At 58.0% G+C, this 18,387-nt stretch carries 13 protein-coding genes; 2 read left to right on the top strand and 11 right to left on the bottom strand.

All coding sequences use genetic code 11. The features are described from left to right. Positions 1 to 115: 115 nt before the first annotated feature. The 3 genes from fusA to rpsL are packed head-to-tail and all read right to left on the bottom strand — an operon-like array spanning position 116 to position 3,109. Positions 116 to 2,233, bottom strand: coding sequence for an elongation factor G (fusA, locus tag GOX88_RS22505; RefSeq protein WP_170407458.1), 2,118 nt, complete (start codon positions 2,231 to 2,233; stop codon positions 116 to 118). An 18-nt stretch (positions 2,234 to 2,251) separates the two neighbouring features. Further along, on the bottom strand, positions 2,252 to 2,722 hold the full coding sequence (gene rpsG / locus GOX88_RS22510; protein ID WP_039529242.1) for a 30S ribosomal protein S7: 471 nt from the start codon (positions 2,720 to 2,722) through the stop codon (positions 2,252 to 2,254). 15 nt (positions 2,723 to 2,737) lie between these two features. After that, positions 2,738 to 3,109 carry a 30S ribosomal protein S12 gene (gene rpsL / locus GOX88_RS22515; protein WP_005621086.1) on the bottom strand — a complete coding sequence of 124 codons (372 nt, stop codon included), beginning with the start codon at positions 3,107 to 3,109 and terminating at the stop codon, positions 2,738 to 2,740. Positions 3,110 to 3,506: 397 nt separating this feature from the next. Here rpsL and GOX88_RS22520 point away from each other — a divergent pair, with 397 nt between their 5' ends. Further along, positions 3,507 to 4,313, top strand: coding sequence for a putative rhamnosyl transferase (locus GOX88_RS22520; RefSeq protein ID WP_170407461.1), 807 nt, complete (start codon positions 3,507 to 3,509; stop codon positions 4,311 to 4,313). Here the strand turns inward: GOX88_RS22520 and GOX88_RS22525 are convergent. From GOX88_RS22525 to GOX88_RS22560, 8 genes are all read right to left on the bottom strand, one after another. Continuing rightward, on the bottom strand, positions 4,298 to 5,167 hold the full coding sequence (locus GOX88_RS22525; RefSeq protein ID WP_170407464.1) for a DMT family transporter: 870 nt from the start codon (positions 5,165 to 5,167) through the stop codon (positions 4,298 to 4,300). The two genes, GOX88_RS22520 and GOX88_RS22525, sit on opposite strands and share 16 nt — an antisense overlap. Before the next feature lie 86 nt (positions 5,168 to 5,253). Next, positions 5,254 to 5,709, bottom strand: coding sequence for a macro domain-containing protein (locus GOX88_RS22530; protein WP_170407467.1), 456 nt, complete (start codon positions 5,707 to 5,709; stop codon positions 5,254 to 5,256). After that, positions 5,706 to 6,209 (bottom strand): NADAR family protein, encoded by a 504-nt coding sequence (locus tag GOX88_RS22535; RefSeq protein WP_254443410.1) that lies wholly within the window; start codon positions 6,207 to 6,209, stop codon positions 5,706 to 5,708. Before GOX88_RS22535 ends, GOX88_RS22530 begins: the two co-directional genes overlap by 4 nt. 86 nt (positions 6,210 to 6,295) lie before the next feature. Beyond that, the gene (gene rpoC, locus GOX88_RS22540; RefSeq protein ID WP_170407470.1) at positions 6,296 to 10,537 is read right to left on the bottom strand and encodes a DNA-directed RNA polymerase subunit beta'; all 4,242 of its coding nucleotides are present in this window, start codon (positions 10,535 to 10,537) and stop codon (positions 6,296 to 6,298) included. A gap of 370 nt (positions 10,538 to 10,907) precedes the next feature. Continuing rightward, positions 10,908 to 15,044 carry a DNA-directed RNA polymerase subunit beta gene (gene rpoB / locus GOX88_RS22545; RefSeq protein ID WP_170407473.1) on the bottom strand — a complete coding sequence of 1,379 codons (4,137 nt, stop codon included), beginning with the start codon at positions 15,042 to 15,044 and terminating at the stop codon, positions 10,908 to 10,910. Between the two features lie 250 nt (positions 15,045 to 15,294). Continuing rightward, positions 15,295 to 15,669, bottom strand: a complete 375-nt coding sequence (gene rplL, locus GOX88_RS22550; RefSeq protein ID WP_008559766.1) for a 50S ribosomal protein L7/L12 — start codon at positions 15,667 to 15,669, stop codon at positions 15,295 to 15,297. Positions 15,670 to 15,748: 79 nt separating this feature from the next. Then, entirely contained in the window at positions 15,749 to 16,267 is a 519-nt protein-coding gene (gene rplJ, locus GOX88_RS22555; RefSeq protein ID WP_170407476.1) for a 50S ribosomal protein L10, read from the bottom strand. A 314-nt stretch (positions 16,268 to 16,581) separates the two neighbouring features. Next, positions 16,582 to 17,130 carry a hypothetical protein gene (locus GOX88_RS22560; RefSeq protein WP_170432664.1) on the bottom strand — a complete coding sequence of 183 codons (549 nt, stop codon included), beginning with the start codon at positions 17,128 to 17,130 and terminating at the stop codon, positions 16,582 to 16,584. A 276-nt stretch (positions 17,131 to 17,406) separates the two neighbouring features. Between GOX88_RS22560 and GOX88_RS22565 the strand changes: the two genes are divergently transcribed. Then, entirely contained in the window at positions 17,407 to 18,369 is a 963-nt protein-coding gene (locus GOX88_RS22565; RefSeq protein WP_170432667.1) for an aminoglycoside phosphotransferase family protein, read from the top strand. The last annotated feature ends 18 nt before the right edge of the window (positions 18,370 to 18,387 follow it).

Here is an 18,387-nt window from a genome sequence, read left to right on the forward strand (position 1 = left end):
CAATCGTGCCGATGTTGACGTGCGGCTTATTACGCTCAAACTTTTCCTTTGCCATGATGGCCTCCTTTTTCGGTAATGAAGGGAGCCCGGTACCCGAGCTCCCTCAAATCTTCGCTTATGCGTATTTCGCCTGGATCTCGTCCGAGATGTTCTGCGGAACCGGATCGTAGTGGTCGAACTGCATGGTGAACTGGGCACGGCCCGACGACATCGAACGCAGAGTGTTGATGTAGCCGAACATGTTCGCCAGCGGAACGAACGCGTCGATCGCGATCGCGTTGCCGCGCGGCTCTTGTCCAGATACCTGGCCACGACGCGAGGTCAGGTCGCCGATGATACCGCCGGTGTATTCTTCCGGGGTGATCACTTCGACCTTCATGATCGGTTCCAGCAGCTTCGCGCCAGCTTTGCGCATGCCTTCACGCATACACATCCGCGATGCGATTTCGAACGCCAGAACGCTCGAGTCGACGTCGTGGAACTTACCGTCCAGCAGGGCAACCTTGAAGTCGATCACGGGGAAGCCAGCCAGCGGGCCGCTGTCCATGACCGAGTTGATGCCTTTTTCAACACCCGGGATGTATTCCTTCGGAACGGCACCACCAACGATGCGGCTTTCGAACGAATAGCCTTCGCCCGCTTCGGTCGGCTGGATCTCCAGCTTGACTTCCGCGAACTGACCCGAACCACCCGACTGTTTCTTGTGGGTGTAGGTGTGCTCGACCGGCATCGAGATGGTTTCACGATAGGCCACCTGCGGTGCACCAATGTTCGCTTCAACCTTGAACTCGCGCTTCAGACGGTCAACCAGGATGTCCAGGTGAAGTTCGCCCATGCCTTTCATGATGGTCTGACCCGATTCCAGGTCGGTTTCCACACGGAAGGACGGGTCTTCAGCGGCCAGACGGGCCAGACCCTGGGACATCTTCTCTTGGTCGCCCTTGGTTTTGGGCTCAACCGCGATCTCGATCACCGGATCGGGGAAGGTCATGGTTTCCAGAACCACCGGATCCTTCGCGTCACACAGGGTGTCACCGGTGGTGGTGTCTTTCAGACCCGCCAGCGCGATGATGTCGCCTGCAAACGCTTCTTCGATCTCTTCCCGGTTGTTCGAGTGCATCATCATCATACGACCGATGCGCTCTTTCTTACCTTTGGTCGAGTTCAGGATCGAGTCACCCTTGTTCATGGTGCCCGAGTAGATCCGGGTGAAGGTCAGCGAGCCAACGAAGGGGTCGTTCATGATTTTGAACGCCAGGCCCGAGAAGGCCATGTCGTCGTCTGCACGACGGGCGATGTCACGAACTTCTTCCTCGTCGCCGGGTTTGAAGCCCATGTAATCAACAACGTCCAGCGGGCTGGGCAGATAGTCGATCACAGCGTTGAGCAGCGGCTGAACGCCTTTGTTCTTGAACGCCGAACCACCCAGAACCGGAACGAACGCGATGTCTAGGGTACCTTTGCGCAGCAGGGCGCGCAGGGTCGGAACGTCGGGCTCATTGCCTTCCAGGTATTCCATCATCGCGTCGTCGTCCATTTCGACGGCCGCTTCGATCATCTTGCCGCGCCATTCGTCAGCCATGTCTTTCAGGCTGTCGCGGATCGGAGCTTTGATCCAGCTTGCACCCAGATCTTCGCCCTGCCACAGCCACTCTTCCATGGTGACCAGGTCGATCAGACCTTCCAGCTCGGACTCGGCGCCGATCGGAATACCAACCGGAACAGCGCGTGCGCCGGTGCGGTCTTCGATCATGCGAACGCAGTTGAAGAAGTCTGCGCCGATCTTGTCCATTTTGTTGACGAAAACCATACGCGGAACCTTGTAGCGGTCAGCCTGACGCCACACGGTTTCGGTTTGGGGCTCAACACCGGCGTTTGCGTCCAGAACGCAGACGGCACCGTCGAGAACCGCCAGCGAGCGTTCGACTTCGATGGTGAAGTCAACGTGGCCGGGGGTGTCGATGATGTTCAGGCGGTGCTTGGGCGTTTCTGCGGTCTGACCGTCCTCGGTGCGCTCCCAGAAAGTGGTGGTCGCAGCCGAAGTGATGGTGATGCCGCGTTCCTGCTCCTGCTCCATCCAGTCCATGGTGGCTGCACCATCGTGCACCTCACCGATGTTGTGGGATTTACCAGTGTAATACAGGATACGCTCCGAGCAGGTGGTCTTACCTGCGTCGATGTGCGCCATGATACCGAAGTTACGGTACAGTTCGAGAGGATATTCGCGTGACATTTGTCTAAGCCTCTAGGATTACCAACGGTAATGGCTGAAGGCTTTGTTCGCCTCGGCCATCTTGTGGGTGTCTTCGCGTTTCTTGACGGCAGTACCACGGGACTGAACAGCATCCAGCAGCTCGCCAGCAAGGCGCTCTTCCATGGTGTTTTCGTTGCGGCCACGCGCAGCAGTGATCAGCCAGCGGATGGCCAGTGCTTCGCGGCGCTCGGGGCGCACTTCGACCGGAACCTGATAGGTTGCACCACCAACCCGGCGCGAGCGAACCTCGACCGACGGTTTGATGTTGTCGAGCGCTTCGTGGAACACTTCGACAGGAGCGCGCTTGATCTTGTTCTCAACGCGGTCAAACGCGTTGTAAACGATGCGCTCTGCGACCGACTTCTTGCCGTCGATCATCAGGTTGTTCATGAATTTGGTCAGAACCTTGTCGCCAAATTTGGCGTCAGGCAGGACTTCGCGTTTTTCGGCGGCGTGACGACGTGACATATCAGCCTCTCCTTCTTACTTGGGACGCTTCGCGCCGTATTTCGAACGACGTTGCTTACGATCTTTGACGCCCTGAGTATCCAGAACACCGCGCAGGATGTGGTAACGCACACCGGGAAGGTCTTTTACACGGCCGCCACGGATCAGAACAACCGAGTGTTCCTGCAGGTTGTGGCTTTCACCGGGGATGTACGAGATGACCTCGAACCCGTTGGTCAGGCGCACTTTGGCAACCTTACGCATAGCTGAGTTCGGCTTCTTCGGCGTGGTGGTGTAAACACGTGTGCAGACGCCGCGTTTCTGCGGGCACTGCTCCAGGTGCATGGACTTCGAGCGTTTTACTTTGGGCTGCCGCGGCTTGCGGATCAGCTGTTGAATAGTTGGCATTCCGGTTTCTTCCCCGTTTTGCAACACACATGACATGCACGCGCGTTGCGTGCGGTTAAACTTGCTGCACTTATGCGTCCACAAGCGCAAAACCCGCGAGCGTTCCCATTCCGAGGTGAACGTCGCGGTTGGTTATCAGAGGACGCGAACTGCAAAATTGTCCGGGTCTTGACCAGTTCATTACTGGAATCGGTTATGGGGCGGCCCCCGGCACCGAGATGACGCGCGTAATAGGGGGAGTCGGCCCGAGTGTCAACAGTACGCCTAATTAGGGGATCAACTGGCCGGTCCGCCGGGATTTATCAGGGCTCGGCGGGGATTTCCAGCACGACCGCCCGTTGCGGGTTCCTCGGTGCGCAGGCATAGTCTGTTCAACGGTCTGCACCACGGATGATTCATGCAAGTCATAGGCCTTTGCCGCTTTTCCTACCCCGCCCATGGCGGCTTTCAGGTCGAACATGACACGATCGAGGAACGCCGACGGTACCTTTACAATCCGGCCCGTCTGGAAGAGCGGTTCAGACTGTTCGAAACCACCACCCTGCCCTGTTTCAAGGAACAGACCGATGAGGACTTCCAGTTCCTGATCGTGATCGGGGATTGCCTGCCGAAACCCGCTTTTGACCGGCTGCACGATCTGACCGCCGGGATGAAGCAGGTCCGGATCATCGCCCGTGCGCCCGCCCGGCACCGCAAAGTGATGAAAGAGGTCCTGAACGCCGCGCGCGACAACCCCAGTGCGCCCTGCCTGCAATTCCGCCACGACGATGACGATTCCGTGTCGGTGGATTTTGTCGAACGCCTGCGCAGCGCTGCGGTCGAGGCTGAAGGTCTGATGGCGAACAACAAAACCGTCGCCATCGACTATAATCAGGGTTTTCTGGCCCGCTTCGGGGCAGACGGCATTCGGGCCGCGCAGGTGTTTCGGCCTCTGTTAGGTGTCGGATTCGCCATGCATGTACGCGGCGGCTGTGAGCAGACGATCATGAATTTCGCCCATCACCGCATCGGGAACTTCATGCCCGTAATCAGCTACCCGGATGCGCCGATGTGGGTGCGCACGCTGAACCAGTTCAACGATTCACCCCATGCCCGCAACAGCACCACAGAGTTGTCTCCGCTGACGCCCGAGCAGGAGGGCGAATTCATTGCACGCTTTGCTATCGAACAGGATGCGGTCCGGCAGGCTCACTCTGCGGTGTGAGAGTGCCGCTCGCGGAAAAGCGTGAACAACCCGGCCCCCACGACCAATGCCGCCCCGAGCAATGTAACCGAGTCCGGCCAGTCGCCGAACACCAGCCAGCCCAGGACCAGCGCCCAGATCAGGCTGGAATAGCGAAACGGCGCGACAAATCCGACATCCCCAACGCGCATGACCATGACGCTGCACAGGTACCCGGTCAGCACAAACACCGCCGCGCACGCGACCATCAGCCCTGCCCCTGTCGGCACCGGCTGCCAGCCGGAGGCGAGAGAGGCACACGCGGCTGCAACGGTGATGGTGAACGAGGTCGCCAATGTAACGGCCAACGAGGGCACATGGATCGACATACGCCGCGTGATCAGATCGCGGATCGTGACCGACACAACCGCGATCAGCGCGTAGATGGCATAGATGCTGAACCCTTCGGGGCCCGGTCGCACAATCAGCAGCATACCGAGAAACCCCAGCGCAATGGCCAGAACGCGCCGCCAACCGATCTGTTCACCGAAGAACACCACCGCACCAAGGGTCACCGTCAGCGGCAGGGCCTGCAATACAGCTGTCACATTGGCCAGCGGCATATGCAGCAGCGCAGTCAGAAAGAAGAATGTTGCCGACAGCTCGGCCAGACACCGCGCCGCCACCAGCCATTTGTCGTGGCGTGGGAAGTTCAGATGCAGCGCCCCCAAATGCCGCGCCAGCAGATACACCAGAACCGTCGCCAGAACCCCGCGCATTGCCACCATCTGGAACAGCGGCACCTCTGCCCCCGCGGCCTTGATCAGCGCATCATTGATCGTAAAGGCCGCCATACTGCCCATCATCAGCAGCGCGCCCTTCATGTTCGAGTTCATAGTGGCGGCATCCAAAACTAACGACAGCTCAACCCATAGACAAAACGTACAATGGTCTTGTCAACGGCCCTTTCCGTTGGATTTTGTCAGCCGGAATATACAACCAGCGTATGATCCAATCCCTCAAGCGCCTTTTGGATGCGTGGCTCAATCTCGCCCCAATCACCGCGCGCCAGCCCCGCACCGATAAGTGGATAGCCAATCCGCGCAGCGGGAAATCTTTGCGCGACGTCGTCAAAACAGCTTGAGATCGCGTTGTAATCAGCTTTCAGCCCACGCCCCCTCCAATCGAACTGAGTGTAGGCATTCACGATGGTGAAATTAACTGCATCGACCCTTACCGAAGCAATTGAGATTGTCCCCAACTTAGTACGGACGCCATATTCAGTGCGCTTGTCAGCCTCGAGCGCTGCGGGAAACCGCGCCGCAATCGTTTTCGCAATCCCGGCCCCCATCGTGTGGAAACAGTTACATCCGTGGACAATGACATCGAACTCGCCATCGGTCGCCAATTGGATCAGGTCGCCTTTTACAGTTTTCATTGATCTACCCTCTCGCGCGTCTGCAATTCCCTACGAACCTTCATCAATATCTTACCAAGCTTGTTCAATCCCTGTCCGTCCGACCCGCACCCCCAATAGGAATCCATCGGCGCGTTCTCGACGATTTTCGCCGTTCCAGTATTCAGCAGCAATTCACAAGGGCGCTCGTGCGTGGCAAACTTGACCCGAACGGCATCCAGCATGATCTGATCTTTCACCTCATCCCAATCCGACCGAAGAGCAACGTTCCGGGTCATACCCAGCGCCTTGGCGTTCTTCGGTTTGCTGCAAAGCCGAATACGTTCACGATATCCTGCATCATGGAATTTCTGGGCTTGGAAAAAGTGCTCGACCGTGCGCCACCACATCCCATCCATGGCAACGCCAAATGGTGCAAAGTTCGAGAACTCGGCATATGGGTCCGTTTGCGCATAGAAGTAAATGACTGATTCAAATTCGTTTTCACTCATACAGCAAACGAACACCAGAATGCGCTGCAAACGCAAGCTCTCAGGCTTCTTCCACGGTGCCAAAAGAAAAGGCCCCACGTTTCCGCAGGGCCTTTCCTGAATTTATGCCAGTGCGCTTACTCGCGGCTTTCCGGGGTTTCCACCAGAACGTCCAGCTCGTCGCCGACCATGTCGTCGTCCATCATCGGCGCAGCCAGGGCAGCGGCCGCTTCGGCCTCTTCCCGGCGGGCTTCGATCACGACGTTGTCGCGCGATTGCGCAACCTGACGCACGGCCTGGGTCGCACCACCGGTACCGGCAGGGATCAGACGACCGACGATGACGTTCTCTTTCAGGCCTACCAGTTTGTCCTTCTTGCCCTGAACCGACGCTTCGGTCAGCACGCGGGTGGTTTCCTGGAACGACGCCGCCGAGATGAACGAACGCGTCTGCAGCGAGGCTTTGGTGATCCCCAGAAGGATCGGCTCGCCCTGTGCCGGACGACCACCGCGGGCGATGGTCTTCTCGTTGGCCGCGTCGAACTCCTGCTTGTCGACATGCTCGCCTTTCAGCAGGGTGGTGTCGCCTGAATCCAGGATCTCCCACTTCTGCAGCATCTGGCGCACGATGACTTCGATGTGCTTGTCGTTGATCTTCACGCCCTGCAGACGATACACGTCCTGCACCTCGTCGATCATGTAATCCGCCAGCGCTTCGACACCCATGATGGACAGGATGTCATGCGGAGCCGGGTTACCGTCCATGATGTAGTCACCCTTCTGCACGAAGTCGCCTTCCTGCACCGGGATGTGCTTGCCCTTGGGCACCATGTACTCGATCGTTTCCATCGACTCGTCAGCTGGTTCGATGCTGATGCGGCGCTTGTTCTTGTAGTCGCGGCCAAAGCGCACGTAACCATCGGCTTCTGCGATGATCGCGTGATCTTTCGGACGGCGGGCTTCGAACAGTTCGGCCACACGCGGCAGACCACCGGTGATGTCCTTAGTCTTGGCGCCTTCACGCGGGATACGCGCGACAACGTCACCGGCTTCGATGGTCTGGCCATCTTCGACCGACAGGATCGCGTCCACCGACATCGGATAGTGAACCGGGTTGCCCGCATCGTTGCGGACCGGCTCGCCATCTTCACCGACCAGAATGATCTCGGGCTTCAGGTCGCTGCCTTTGGGGGCGGCGCGCCAGTCGATCACGATCTTCTGGGTCATACCGGTTGCTTCGTCGGTCTCGTCGCGGACGGCAAGGCCCGAAACCAGGTCGACGTATTTCGCGGTACCGGCTTTCTCGGCGATGATCGGCAGAGTGTAGGGATCCCACTCGAACAGCTTGTCGCCACGTGCCACCTTGGTGCCGTCCTTGACGAACAGCTTGGAGCCGTAGCCCAGCTTGAAGCTGGCGCGCTCTTCGCCGTGCTCGTCGTTGATGACAACCTTCATGTTCCGGCCCATGACCAGGCTTTCGCCTGCGGCATTGACCAGAATCTGCGGGTTCTCGAACGCGACAACACCGTCCTGGTTGGCTTCCTGGAACGACTGCTGACCACCTTGCGCAACACCACCGATGTGGAAGGTCCGCATCGTCAGCTGCGTACCGGGTTCACCGATGGACTGGGCGGCGATGATGCCGACAGCCTCACCCGTGTTTACCATGGTGCCGCGTGCAAGGTCACGACCGTAGCAGGTTGCACAGACGCCTTCCTCGGACTCACAGGTCAGAGGCGAACGGATGCGCATCGACGCAACGGCAGCCTCGTCGATCATGTCAGCCATACGCTCATCGATCAGCTGGCCTGCAGCGACCAGAACCTCGTCCGTGCCCGGACGCAGAACGTCATCGGCAGAGACGCGGCCCAGCACACGTTCGGCCAGCGAGGCAACAACCTCACCGTCGTTGACGGCAGCTTCGGCGGTGATCGCACGTTCGGTGCCACAGTCGATCTCACGAACGATACAGTCCTGAGCGACGTCCACCAGACGACGGGTCAGATAACCCGAGTTCGCCGTCTTCAGAGCGGTATCCGACAGACCCTTACGGGCACCGTGGGTCGAGTTGAAGTACTCGAGAACGGTCAGACCTTCTTTAAAGTTCGAGATGATCGGCGTCTCGATGATGTCACCGTTCGGCTTGGCCATCAGGCCGCGCATACCGCCCAGCTGTTTCATCTGAGTGACCGAACCACGCGCACCCGAGTGGGCCATCATGTAGACCGAGTTCGGTTCCTGCTCGGATCCGTCCGCAGCCCGATCTGACGACGAGATCGTGCTCATCATCGCCTCGGTGACGCGGTCGTTACACTTCGACCAGGCATCGACAACTTTGTTGTACTTTTCGCCCTGAGTGATCAGGCCGTCCATGTACTGCTGTTCAAAGTCCTTCACCTGACCGCGGGTGTCATCAACGATGCCCCACTTGTCATCCGGAATGACCATGTCGTCCTTACCGAACGAGATGCCCGCCTTGAACGCTTCTTTGAAGCCCATCGACATGATCTGGTCACAGAAGATGACCGACTCTTTCTGACCGCAGTAACGGTAGACGGTGTCGATCACCTGCTGCACTTCTTTCTTCCGCAGCAGGCGGTTGACCAGCTCGAACGGCGCCTTGTTGTTCATCGGCAGCAGAGCACCCAGGCGCAGACGGCCCGGAGTGGTCTCGTAACGCTTCTGAACTTCGTTGCCTTCGTCGTCGATCTGCGTGATCCGCGCGGTGATTTTCGAGTGCAGGTGCACTTCGCCCGAATCCAGTGCGTGCTGAACTTCGTCGATCGAACCGAACACCTTGCCTTCGCCAGGCATGCCTTCACGTTCCAGGGTCACATAGTAGAGACCCAGGATCATATCCTGCGAGGGAACGATGATCGGTGCGCCGTTTGCGGGCGACAGAACGTTGTTCGTCGACATCATCAGAACGCGCGCTTCCAGCTGGGCCTCAAGGCTCAGCGGGACGTGAACGGCCATCTGGTCACCGTCGAAGTCGGCGTTAAAGGCCGAACAGACCAGCGGGTGCAGCTGGATCGCTTTACCTTCGATCAGGACCGGCTCGAACGCCTGAATGCCAAGACGGTGCAGCGTCGGTGCACGGTTCAGCATGACAGGGTGTTCGCGGATCACCTCGTCGAGGATATCCCACACTTCGGGACGCTCTTTCTCGACCAGTTTCTTCGCCTGTTTCACGGTCGAAGACAGACCCTTGGCTTCAAGGCGCGAGTAGATGAACGGCTTGAACAGCTCCAGCGCCATCTTCTTGGGCAGACCACACTGGTGCAGCTTCAGCTCCGGACCGGTCACGATGACCGAACGGCCCGAGAAGTCGACGCGCTTACCCAGAAGGTTCTGACGGAAGCGACCCTGCTTACCTTTCAGCATGTCCGACAGCGATTTCAGCGGACGCTTGTTGGCGCCGGTGATCACGCGGCCACGACGGCCGTTGTCGAACAGAGCGTCAACAGATTCCTGCAGCATCCGCTTTTCGTTGCGGACGATGATGTCAGGCGCGCGCAGTTCGATCAGACGCTTCAGACGGTTGTTCCGGTTGATGACGCGGCGATACAGATCGTTCAGATCCGAAGTCGCGAAACGGCCACCATCCAGCGGAACCAGCGGACGCAGTTCCGGCGGAATGACCGGGATCACGGTCATCACCATCCACTCGGGCCGGTTGCCCGACTCGAGGAAGGATTCAACAACCTTCAGACGCTTGATGATCTTCTTGGGCTTCAGCTCGCCGGTTGCTTCGGCCAGATCAGCGCGCAGCTGCTCGGCTTCGGCTTCCAGATCGATCTGGGCCAGCATCTCACGGATGGCTTCGGCACCAATATTGGCGGTGAACGCGTCCATGCCATAGGCATCCTGCGCATCCATGTACTCTTCTTCGGTCAGCATCTGGCCATAGGTCAGGTCGGTCAGACCGGGCTCGATAACGACATAGTTTTCAAAGTACAGAACGCGTTCCAGATCGCGCAGCGTCATGTCCAGCATCAGACCGATGCGGGACGGCAGCGATTTCAGGAACCAGATGTGTGCAACAGGCGCGGCCAGTTCGATATGGCCCATACGCTCGCGGCGGACTTTTTGCAGGGTGACTTCCACACCGCATTTCTCGCAGACAACGCCGCGATACTTCATCCGCTTATATTTGCCACACAGACATTCGTAATCTTTGATCGGGCCAAAGATACGCGCGCAGAACAGACCGTCACGCTCGGGCTTGAACGTCCGGTAGTTGATGGTTTCGGGTTTCTTGATCTCGCCATAGGACCAAGACAGGATCCGCTCGGGCGACGCCAGCGAGACCTTGATCTCGTCGAAAACCTTCGGGGGCGTCAGCGGGTTGAACGGGTTGTTGGTGATTTCCTGGTTCATTGGACAACCTTTCCAGGCTCAATACATTCATAGAAGACAGAACGGTGATAGTCTTTCGGCCGCATTCTGTCTCCGGTATCGGTTAGGCGCACCTCACGCCATTTAGGACGCTCGACGGGTCGGGCAAACTCGCATCGCGGGGCGTCCGGGTCAGTGGACACCAGCTTTGTAGTTCTGCCATCGTCTTCGTTCACTTCATAAGTAAACGCAGGGACTGGCCCTGACCGAGTGGTGATCTTTCGCTCGGCAAGCAATTGTTCGTCCGTCGGTTCCACGGTGACTTTGTCAACCGTGGAGCCAACAGTCCAGCTACAAGCCCCCAACGCGGCTGTTGCGACAAGCGAGGCAGTAGCAGAGCTAACTATTATCCTCACTCCTCAACCTCCGCATCCAGGAGTTCCATATTCAGGCCGAGGCCACGGACTTCTTTAACCAGAACGTTGAACGATTCCGGTACGCCCGCTTCAAAGTTATCCTCGCCCTTGACGATCGATTCATAGACCTTGGTCCGACCGGCGACGTCATCCGATTTCACCGTCAGCATCTCCTGCAGGGTGTAGGCGGCGCCGTAAGCTTCCAGAGCCCAGACCTCCATCTCACCAAAGCGCTGACCACCGAACTGCGCCTTACCACCCAGCGGCTGCTGGGTAACCAGGCTGTACGGCCCGGTCGAACGCGCGTGGATCTTGTCGTCCACCAGGTGGTGCAGTTTCAGCAGGTACTTGATGCCCACGGTGACCGGACGTGCGAATTGCTCACCGGTACGACCGTCGAACAGAACCGACTGACCGCTTTCCGAGAAGCCCGCACGCACCAGCGCGTCGTTGACGTCAGCCTCTTTGGCACCGTCGAAGACCGGGGTAGCGATCGGAACACCGCGGGTCACGTTGCCCGCGGCCTCGATCAGGCCATCCTCGTCCAGACCGGTGATGCCTTCTTCGTAGACATTCTCGCCATAGGCCAGCTTCATCGCTTCGCGAACCGGGGTCAGGTCGCCGGACCGGCGGTATTCACCCAGAGCGTCGTCGATGTTCAGACCCAGACCGCGCGCGGCCCAACCCATGTGGGTCTCAAGGATCTGACCAACGTTCATACGCGAAGGCACACCCAGCGGGTTCAGACAGAAGTCAACCGGAGTACCATCGGCCAGGAACGGCATGTCTTCCATCGGAACAACCTTGGAAATCACACCTTTGTTCCCGTGACGACCGGCCATCTTGTCGCCCGGCTGCAGCTTGCGCTTAACGGCGATGAAGACTTTGACCATCTTCATCACACCCGGCGGCAGGTCGTCGCCACGGCGGACCTTTTCGACCTTGTCCTCAAAACGGGCGTCCAGAGCACGCTTTTGCACTTCGTACTGCTCGTTCAGAGCCTCAACGATCTGTGCATCCTGCTCGTCTTCCAGCGCCAGCTGCCACCACTGACCACGGGTCAGAGTTTCCAGCAGATCCTCGGTGATCACCGACCCTGCCTTGACGCCTTTCGGGCCTTTGACAGCGGTTTTACCCAGGATCAGGCCTTTCAGACGCGCATAGATGTTGCGGTCAAGGATCGCCAGCTCGTCGTCCCGGTCACGGGCCAGACGTTCGACTTCCTCACGCTCGATCTGCAGCGCACGCTCGTCTTTTTCGACGCCGTGACGGTTGAAGACACGAACCTCAACGACCGTACCGTAATCGCCCGGCTTCACGCGCAGCGAGGTATCGCGCACGTCAGATGCTTTTTCACCAAAGATGGCGCGCAGCAGCTTTTCTTCCGGGGTCATCGGGCTTTCGCCCTTCGGAGTGATCTTGCCGACCAGAATATCGCCCGGCTCAACATCCGCACCGATGTAAACGATGCCCGCCTCGTCGAGGTTGCGCAGCGCTTCTTCACCGACGTTCGGAATGTCGCGGGTGATCTCTTCCGGGCCCAGCTTGGTGTCACGGGCTGCGACTTCGAATTCCTCGATATGGACCGAGGTAAAGACGTCGTCACGCGCGATACGTTCCGAGATCAGGATCGAGTCTTCGTAGTTGTAGCCGTTCCACGGCATGAACGCGACGACCACGTTCTTACCAAGGGCCAGTTCACCCATGTCGGTCGACGGACCATCGGCAATGACTTCGCCCTTCTGGACGGTGTCACCTACCTTGATCAGCGGACGCTGGTTGATGCAGGTGTTCTGGTTCGAACGCTGGAATTTGCGCAGACGATAGATGTCAACGCCAGCGTCGCCCAGTTCCAGATCTTCGGTGGCGCGGATAACGATACGCTGGGCATCGACCTGGTCGATGATACCGGCGCGCTTCGCCTGAATCGCAGCACCCGAGTCGATCGCAACCTTTTCCTCGATACCGGTACCGACCAGCGGCGCTTCGGCGCGCAGCAGCGGAACCGCCTGACGTTGCATGTTCGAGCCCATCAGAGCGCGGTTGGCGTCGTCATTTTCGAGGAACGGGATCAGCGATGCAGCTACTGATACCAGCTGTTTCGGCGACACGTCGATCAGGTCCACATTCTCGCGCGGGGCAAGCGTGTAGTCACCGGCCTGACGGGTCGAAACCAGATCGTTGATGAACTTGCCATCAGCGTCCAGCGTCGCGTTCGCCTGCGCCACGGTGTGACGCATTTCCTCGGTCGCGGACATGTAGTGAACCTCATCGGTCACCTCGGCGTCTTTCACAACGCGGTACGGTGTTTCAATGAAGCCATACTTGTTCACGCGGGCGAAGGTGGCCAGCGAGTTGATCAGACCGATGTTCGGACCTTCCGGCGTTTCAATCGGGCACATCCGGCCATAGTGGGTCGGGTGCACGTCGCGAACCTCAAAGCCCGCACGCTCACGCGTCAGACCACCCGGGCCAAGCGCCGAGAGACGGCGTTTGTGGGTAACCTCGGACAGCGGGTTGGTCTGGTCCATGAACTGCGACAGCTGCGACGAGCCGAAGAATTCACGAACAGCAGCCGCAGCCGGTTTCGCGTTGATCAGGTCCTGCGGCATGACGGTGTCGATTTCGACCGACGACATACGCTCTTTGATCGCGCGCTCCATGCGCAGCAGACCGACACGGTACTGGTTTTCCATCAGCTCGCCGACCGAACGCACACGACGGTTGCCGAGGTGGTCGATGTCGTCCACGTCGCCCTTGCCGTCACGCAGTTCCACCAGCGCCTTGATGCAGGCCACGATGTCTTCGCGGCGCAGGGTGCGCAGGGTGTCCGGCGCGTCCAGAGCCAGACGCATGTTCATCTTCACGCGGCCAACGGCGGACAGGTCATAACGCTCGCTATCGAAGAATAGGGTGTCGAACAGAGCCGACGCAGCTTCGACGGTGGGCGGCTCGCCCGGGCGCATGACGCGGTAGATGTCCATCAGCGCGCTTTCACGGTTCAGGTTCTTGTCCTGAGCCATGGTGTTGCGCATGTAGGGGCCGACGTTGACGTTGTCGATGTCCAGAACCGGGATGTCGGTGATACCCGCATCGATCAGTTCCTTGACGGTGCCACCGATCAGGTCGCCATCCTTGTCGTATTCCAGCGTCAGTTCATCACCGGCTTCGACATAGATCGCGCCGTTTTCTTCGTTGATGATGTCCTTGGCGACGTACTTGCCAACGATGTGATCGAACGGAACCAGCAGGTCGGTGACCACGCCTTCTTCGATCAGTTTCTTGACCGCGCGCGGGGTGACTTTCTTGCCGGCTTCGGCAATCACTTCACCAGATTTGGCGTCAATCAGATCATAGGTCGGACGGGTGCCGCGCACACGCTCGGGGAAGAACGGCGCGATCCAGCCCTTCTTCTTGTCCAGCTTGTAGGACACGGTGTTGTAATACGCGTCCATGATCGCTTCCTGATCCAGACCCAGCGCATACAGCAGGGTTGTCACAGGCAGCTTACGGCGACGGTCGATACGGGCGAACACGATGTCCTTGGCGTCGAACTCGAAATCCAGCCAGCTGCCGCGATACGGGATGATGCGGCAGGCAAACAGCAGCTTGCCCGAGGAATGGGTCTTGCCCTTGTCGTGATCAAAGAACACACCAGGCGAACGGTGCATCTGGGACACGATCACACGCTCGGTGCCGTTCACGATGAACGTACCGTTCGGCGTCATCAGGGGCATGTCGCCCATGAACACATCCTGTTCCTTGATGTCTTTGACCGACTTGGCGCCGGTGTCCTCATCGACATCAAACACGATCAGACGCAGAGTGACCTTCAGCGGCGCGCTGTAGGTCATGTCGCGCTGCATGCACTCTTCGACGTCATACTTGGGTTTTTCCAGATCGTATTTCACGAACTCCAGAACGGAGGTTTCGTTGAAATCCTTGATCGGGAAAACCGACTGGAACACACCTTTGATGCCTTCGCCGTCAGTGGGCTGCTCTGCATCGCCGGAGCGCAGGAAAAGATCATAAGAAGATTTCTGGACCTCAATGAGGTTCGGCATCTCCAGCACTTCGCGGATTTTGCCGTAATATTTACGAAGACGTTTCTGGCCAAGGAACGTTTGAGCCATGTCAGATGTCACCTTTCGATGTTCTCAGCGGGCAAAGACACCGTCGGGCCCCGGCGCCTTGCACATTCGAGACGACACGTCCGGATCAATTCATGGCCACCGTCCCGAAGGCAGCCTCCCGATCCGCGAACCGCGTCTTAGAAAACGCCCCCGTAAATGAGGCCCTTTCTAAGACAGGTTCGGCTGGACCCGGATTTCTCCGGACCCAGCCAAATTTTTTGGCGCATCAGCGATGCACCAGAGACCAAGCTTAGGCCAGCTCGACTTCGGCGCCAGCTGCTTCCAGCTTGCCTTTGATGTCTTCTGCTTCTGCTTTGTCCACGCCTTCTTTGATCTTGCCGCCGGCTTCGACCAGTTCCTTGGCTTCTTTCAGGCCCAGGCCGGTGATGCCGCGAACTTCTTTGATGACGTTGATTTTCGATGCGCCGGCGTTCTTCAGAACGACGTCGAATTCGGTTTTTTCTTCCTCAGCTGCACCGCCGGCGTCGCCACCAGCAGCCATGACAACTGCGCCGCCTGCTGCGGGCTCGATGCCGTATTCGTCTTTGAGGATGGTTTTCAGTTCTTGTGCTTCCAGCAGGGTCAGACCCACGATGCTTTCTGCGAGTGCTTTCAGATCAGCCATTTTATCAGCTCTTTCCGTTTACAGTGTGTGTTCCAACGTCAGGGCAAATGCCCCACGCAGATCATTCAGTGCCAACCGCTTACGCAGCTTCCGCCTTCTCTTCGATGGTGGAAAGGATGCTTGCGATGTTGCTTGCAGGTGCGCCAATCGCGCCAGCGATGTTCGAAGCAGGTGCGCCAATGCAGCCCGCGATCGAAGCAATGAGCTCCTCGCGAGACGGCATTTTCGAAACTGTTTCGACGCCTTTGCGGTCCAGAGCGTTCTCGCCCATTGCACCGCCAAGGATTTCGAACTTTTGGTTCTCCTTGGCGAAGTCCTCGGCCACCTTGGCAGCTGCCACGGGGTCCTCGGAATAGGTCAGAACGGTCATCCCTGTCAGCAGGTCGGCCATGCTTTCACACGGCTTACCCTCAAGGGCGATTTTGGCGAGCCTGTTCTTGGCAACACGCACGGCACCACCCGCGTCACGAGCACGTGCGCGAAGGTCCTGCATCTCGGCAACTGTCAGACCGGCGTAGTGCGAAACCACTACGACGCCAGAGCTTTCGAAGATTTGGCCGAGTTCCTCGACCACTTTCTCTTTCTGGGCTCTATCCACAGTTCTCTCCAAGTTAGGGGTGATATCTCACCCCGGCTCATATTTGCCGAAGGGTTAACCCCGGCGTTCAGGTCCGTTGTTACGGGATTGGCCAAAACTCGCCCGAGGATCGTGACCCTCAGAATTCTTTGGTCTTACCCGTCTCAGGCAGGGAATTAAGGGACCGAATGGACCCACCCACCGTCTTGGACGAAACAAAATAAAGCGCACGACGAATCGCACGCTTTATTCCGCAGCTCTATTTAGGCCAGACACGCGGGGTTTCCAAGGGGTAAATTACACAAGCTTGCCATTTCTGAAGTGTGTCAAGTCGCTCAGTTCTCTCGGGAGATAGACACCGCAGTTTGGTAGGCTTGCCTTATGTAAGCTCCTCTCACAACATACACCTGATCACCTTTTTGGTATTTTAAGCCATTTTTGGGATTGTCCACTGGCTTGTATCCCCTGGAATTGAGCGAATTGGCAACAAAGACAAAGGCTTCGCGATAGCCGGAAAAATTCCCGATTAAGAACTGGCACCAGTTCTTTTTGGGCGGGTAGTTTAAGATCGTGTTGGAGCCGTTCACCCGGTCCCACCCTGAATCGCCGCGTTTTTTCTTGTACCCTTCTCCCCTTAATGTGTTCATCTTCGAAAAGCCCAGGGCCGCCATCTTGTCGCTGGAGGCCGGCTGACCCGTTTCAAGAACATCCAGACAGACATCGATCAACGGAGCAAGCTCAGCGGTCACCAGTTTTGTATCGGCAGCAGATGCACGCTTGTTCTGTTCTGCCTGTTCCGCCCGGTATTCCGGGGTGTCATATGCGCAGCCTGAAAAAAGAAACGCCCCGCCAATCACTGCGGCCATCACTGTCTTTATTGTCATTTTGATTTCTCATAACTCTTTTCGGGAGCCTATAGAGACCGGCACATGGAAAGGGGAGACAGCCGAGGGTTGTTTTTCCGCTTTTGTCTCTCCCGTGGCGAAAGTCACACATCTGGCTGCGCACGTAGAATTCCGAGCCTGCGACTTTCAGATAACTGCACTGCGAGGCTCCGCCGCAACAAACAGCTAACGCCGCTCTTCTCGTTGACAGTGCGCCTGAACTCCGATCCTGTAATCGCAGCAAAAAGTTATTCGAGGCATGGTGCGTTCGCTTCAATGTTGCCGATTACCGATGAAGAAAGGGCACGCGCGGCCTCTTGCGTGGATGAGTTTTCCAGACAACATGCCACTGACGAAGTGCTGCACTTCGACTGCGTATACCGGTCACATGATTTTTCCGACACGCGAATGGTTCTCAGGGTCAAGGGAAAACAACAGGATTATGCCCTGAAGATTGACACGCTGTCTCCTACCTCTGGCAGGTTACAGAGAGAATTTGAGTTGCTGACCGATTTGTCGCAGCAGTTTTTGCAATTCGAGACATCGCGCGTGGTGCACCCCTATTACCTGTCGCCGGGCCACATGTTCTTCGTAACAGAATTCATCGACCGGCCCACCGCCGTGGACGTGATCCACAACAGCGAGGACGATCAGGTCGCCCGGATCTACCGCCGCGCAGGGGCGTGGTTGCACGACCTGCATGGCTGCCAGCCAGCCACCGAGTATGAATTTCGGCCGCGCTGGATGACCGATGCCATCAACGCGCTGCTGCCATTCGTGCCGCCGCACGTCCAGGCAGCAGGCGGCCAGATGGCAGAAAGCCTGGAAAATTCCGCATTACACCTGAAGGGCATCCCCGATACGCGGGTGTTGTCGCATGGCGACTTTCACGGCCAGAACCTGATAGTCGGAAAGGGCGAGATGATCGGGCTGGACTTCACCGAAATGCGCGAGAAGCTCGCCGTCTACGACATCGTCGACTTCCTCAAGTCGGATATTTTCCGCGACGCGGACCCATCCAATGTGGACTGCAGCGGCATCCTGAAACTGAACAAGGACATGTTCTTTCGCCGCTATCGGCATCCGGTCCATATGGGGATACTGGATTTCTGCATCCGCGGGCGCCTGCTGAAAGACTGGCTTGCGTCTTGGCACGTCGATCACAGTTGCAGCCCCTACGAGGAAGACAGACGTCGGCGTTTGGGCGATCGGCTGCAGATCGCGTTTCAACATCGCTGAAAACGCGTAATTCACCTG

The sequence above is a fragment of the Ruegeria arenilitoris genome (assembly GCF_013030985.1).
GTDB lineage: Bacteria > Pseudomonadota > Alphaproteobacteria > Rhodobacterales > Rhodobacteraceae > Ruegeria > Ruegeria arenilitoris_B.

What these genes read in the sequence shown, in the direction of transcription:
- rplL (WP_008559766.1), bottom strand. Translation starts at nt 15,669, where the DNA reads ATGGCTGATCTGAAAGCACTCGCAGAAAGCATCGTGGGTCTGACCCTG.
- rpoC (WP_170407470.1), bottom strand. Translation starts at nt 10,537, where the DNA reads ATGAACCAGGAAATCACCAACAACCCGTTCAACCCGCTGACGCCCCCG.
- GOX88_RS22560 (WP_170432664.1), bottom strand. Translation starts at nt 17,130, where the DNA reads ATGACAATAAAGACAGTGATGGCCGCAGTGATTGGCGGGGCGTTTCTT.
- rpoB (WP_170407473.1), bottom strand. Translation starts at nt 15,044, where the DNA reads ATGGCTCAAACGTTCCTTGGCCAGAAACGTCTTCGTAAATATTACGGC.
- GOX88_RS22565 (WP_170432667.1), top strand. Translation starts at nt 17,407, where the DNA reads ATGTTGCCGATTACCGATGAAGAAAGGGCACGCGCGGCCTCTTGCGTG.
- fusA (WP_170407458.1), bottom strand. Translation starts at nt 2,233, where the DNA reads ATGTCACGCGAATATCCTCTCGAACTGTACCGTAACTTCGGTATCATG.
- GOX88_RS22525 (WP_170407464.1), bottom strand. Translation starts at nt 5,167, where the DNA reads ATGAACTCGAACATGAAGGGCGCGCTGCTGATGATGGGCAGTATGGCG.
- GOX88_RS22530 (WP_170407467.1), bottom strand. Translation starts at nt 5,709, where the DNA reads ATGAAAACTGTAAAAGGCGACCTGATCCAATTGGCGACCGATGGCGAG.
- rpsG (WP_039529242.1), bottom strand. Translation starts at nt 2,722, where the DNA reads ATGTCACGTCGTCACGCCGCCGAAAAACGCGAAGTCCTGCCTGACGCC.
- GOX88_RS22520 (WP_170407461.1), top strand. Translation starts at nt 3,507, where the DNA reads ATGCAAGTCATAGGCCTTTGCCGCTTTTCCTACCCCGCCCATGGCGGC.
- rpsL (WP_005621086.1), bottom strand. Translation starts at nt 3,109, where the DNA reads ATGCCAACTATTCAACAGCTGATCCGCAAGCCGCGGCAGCCCAAAGTA.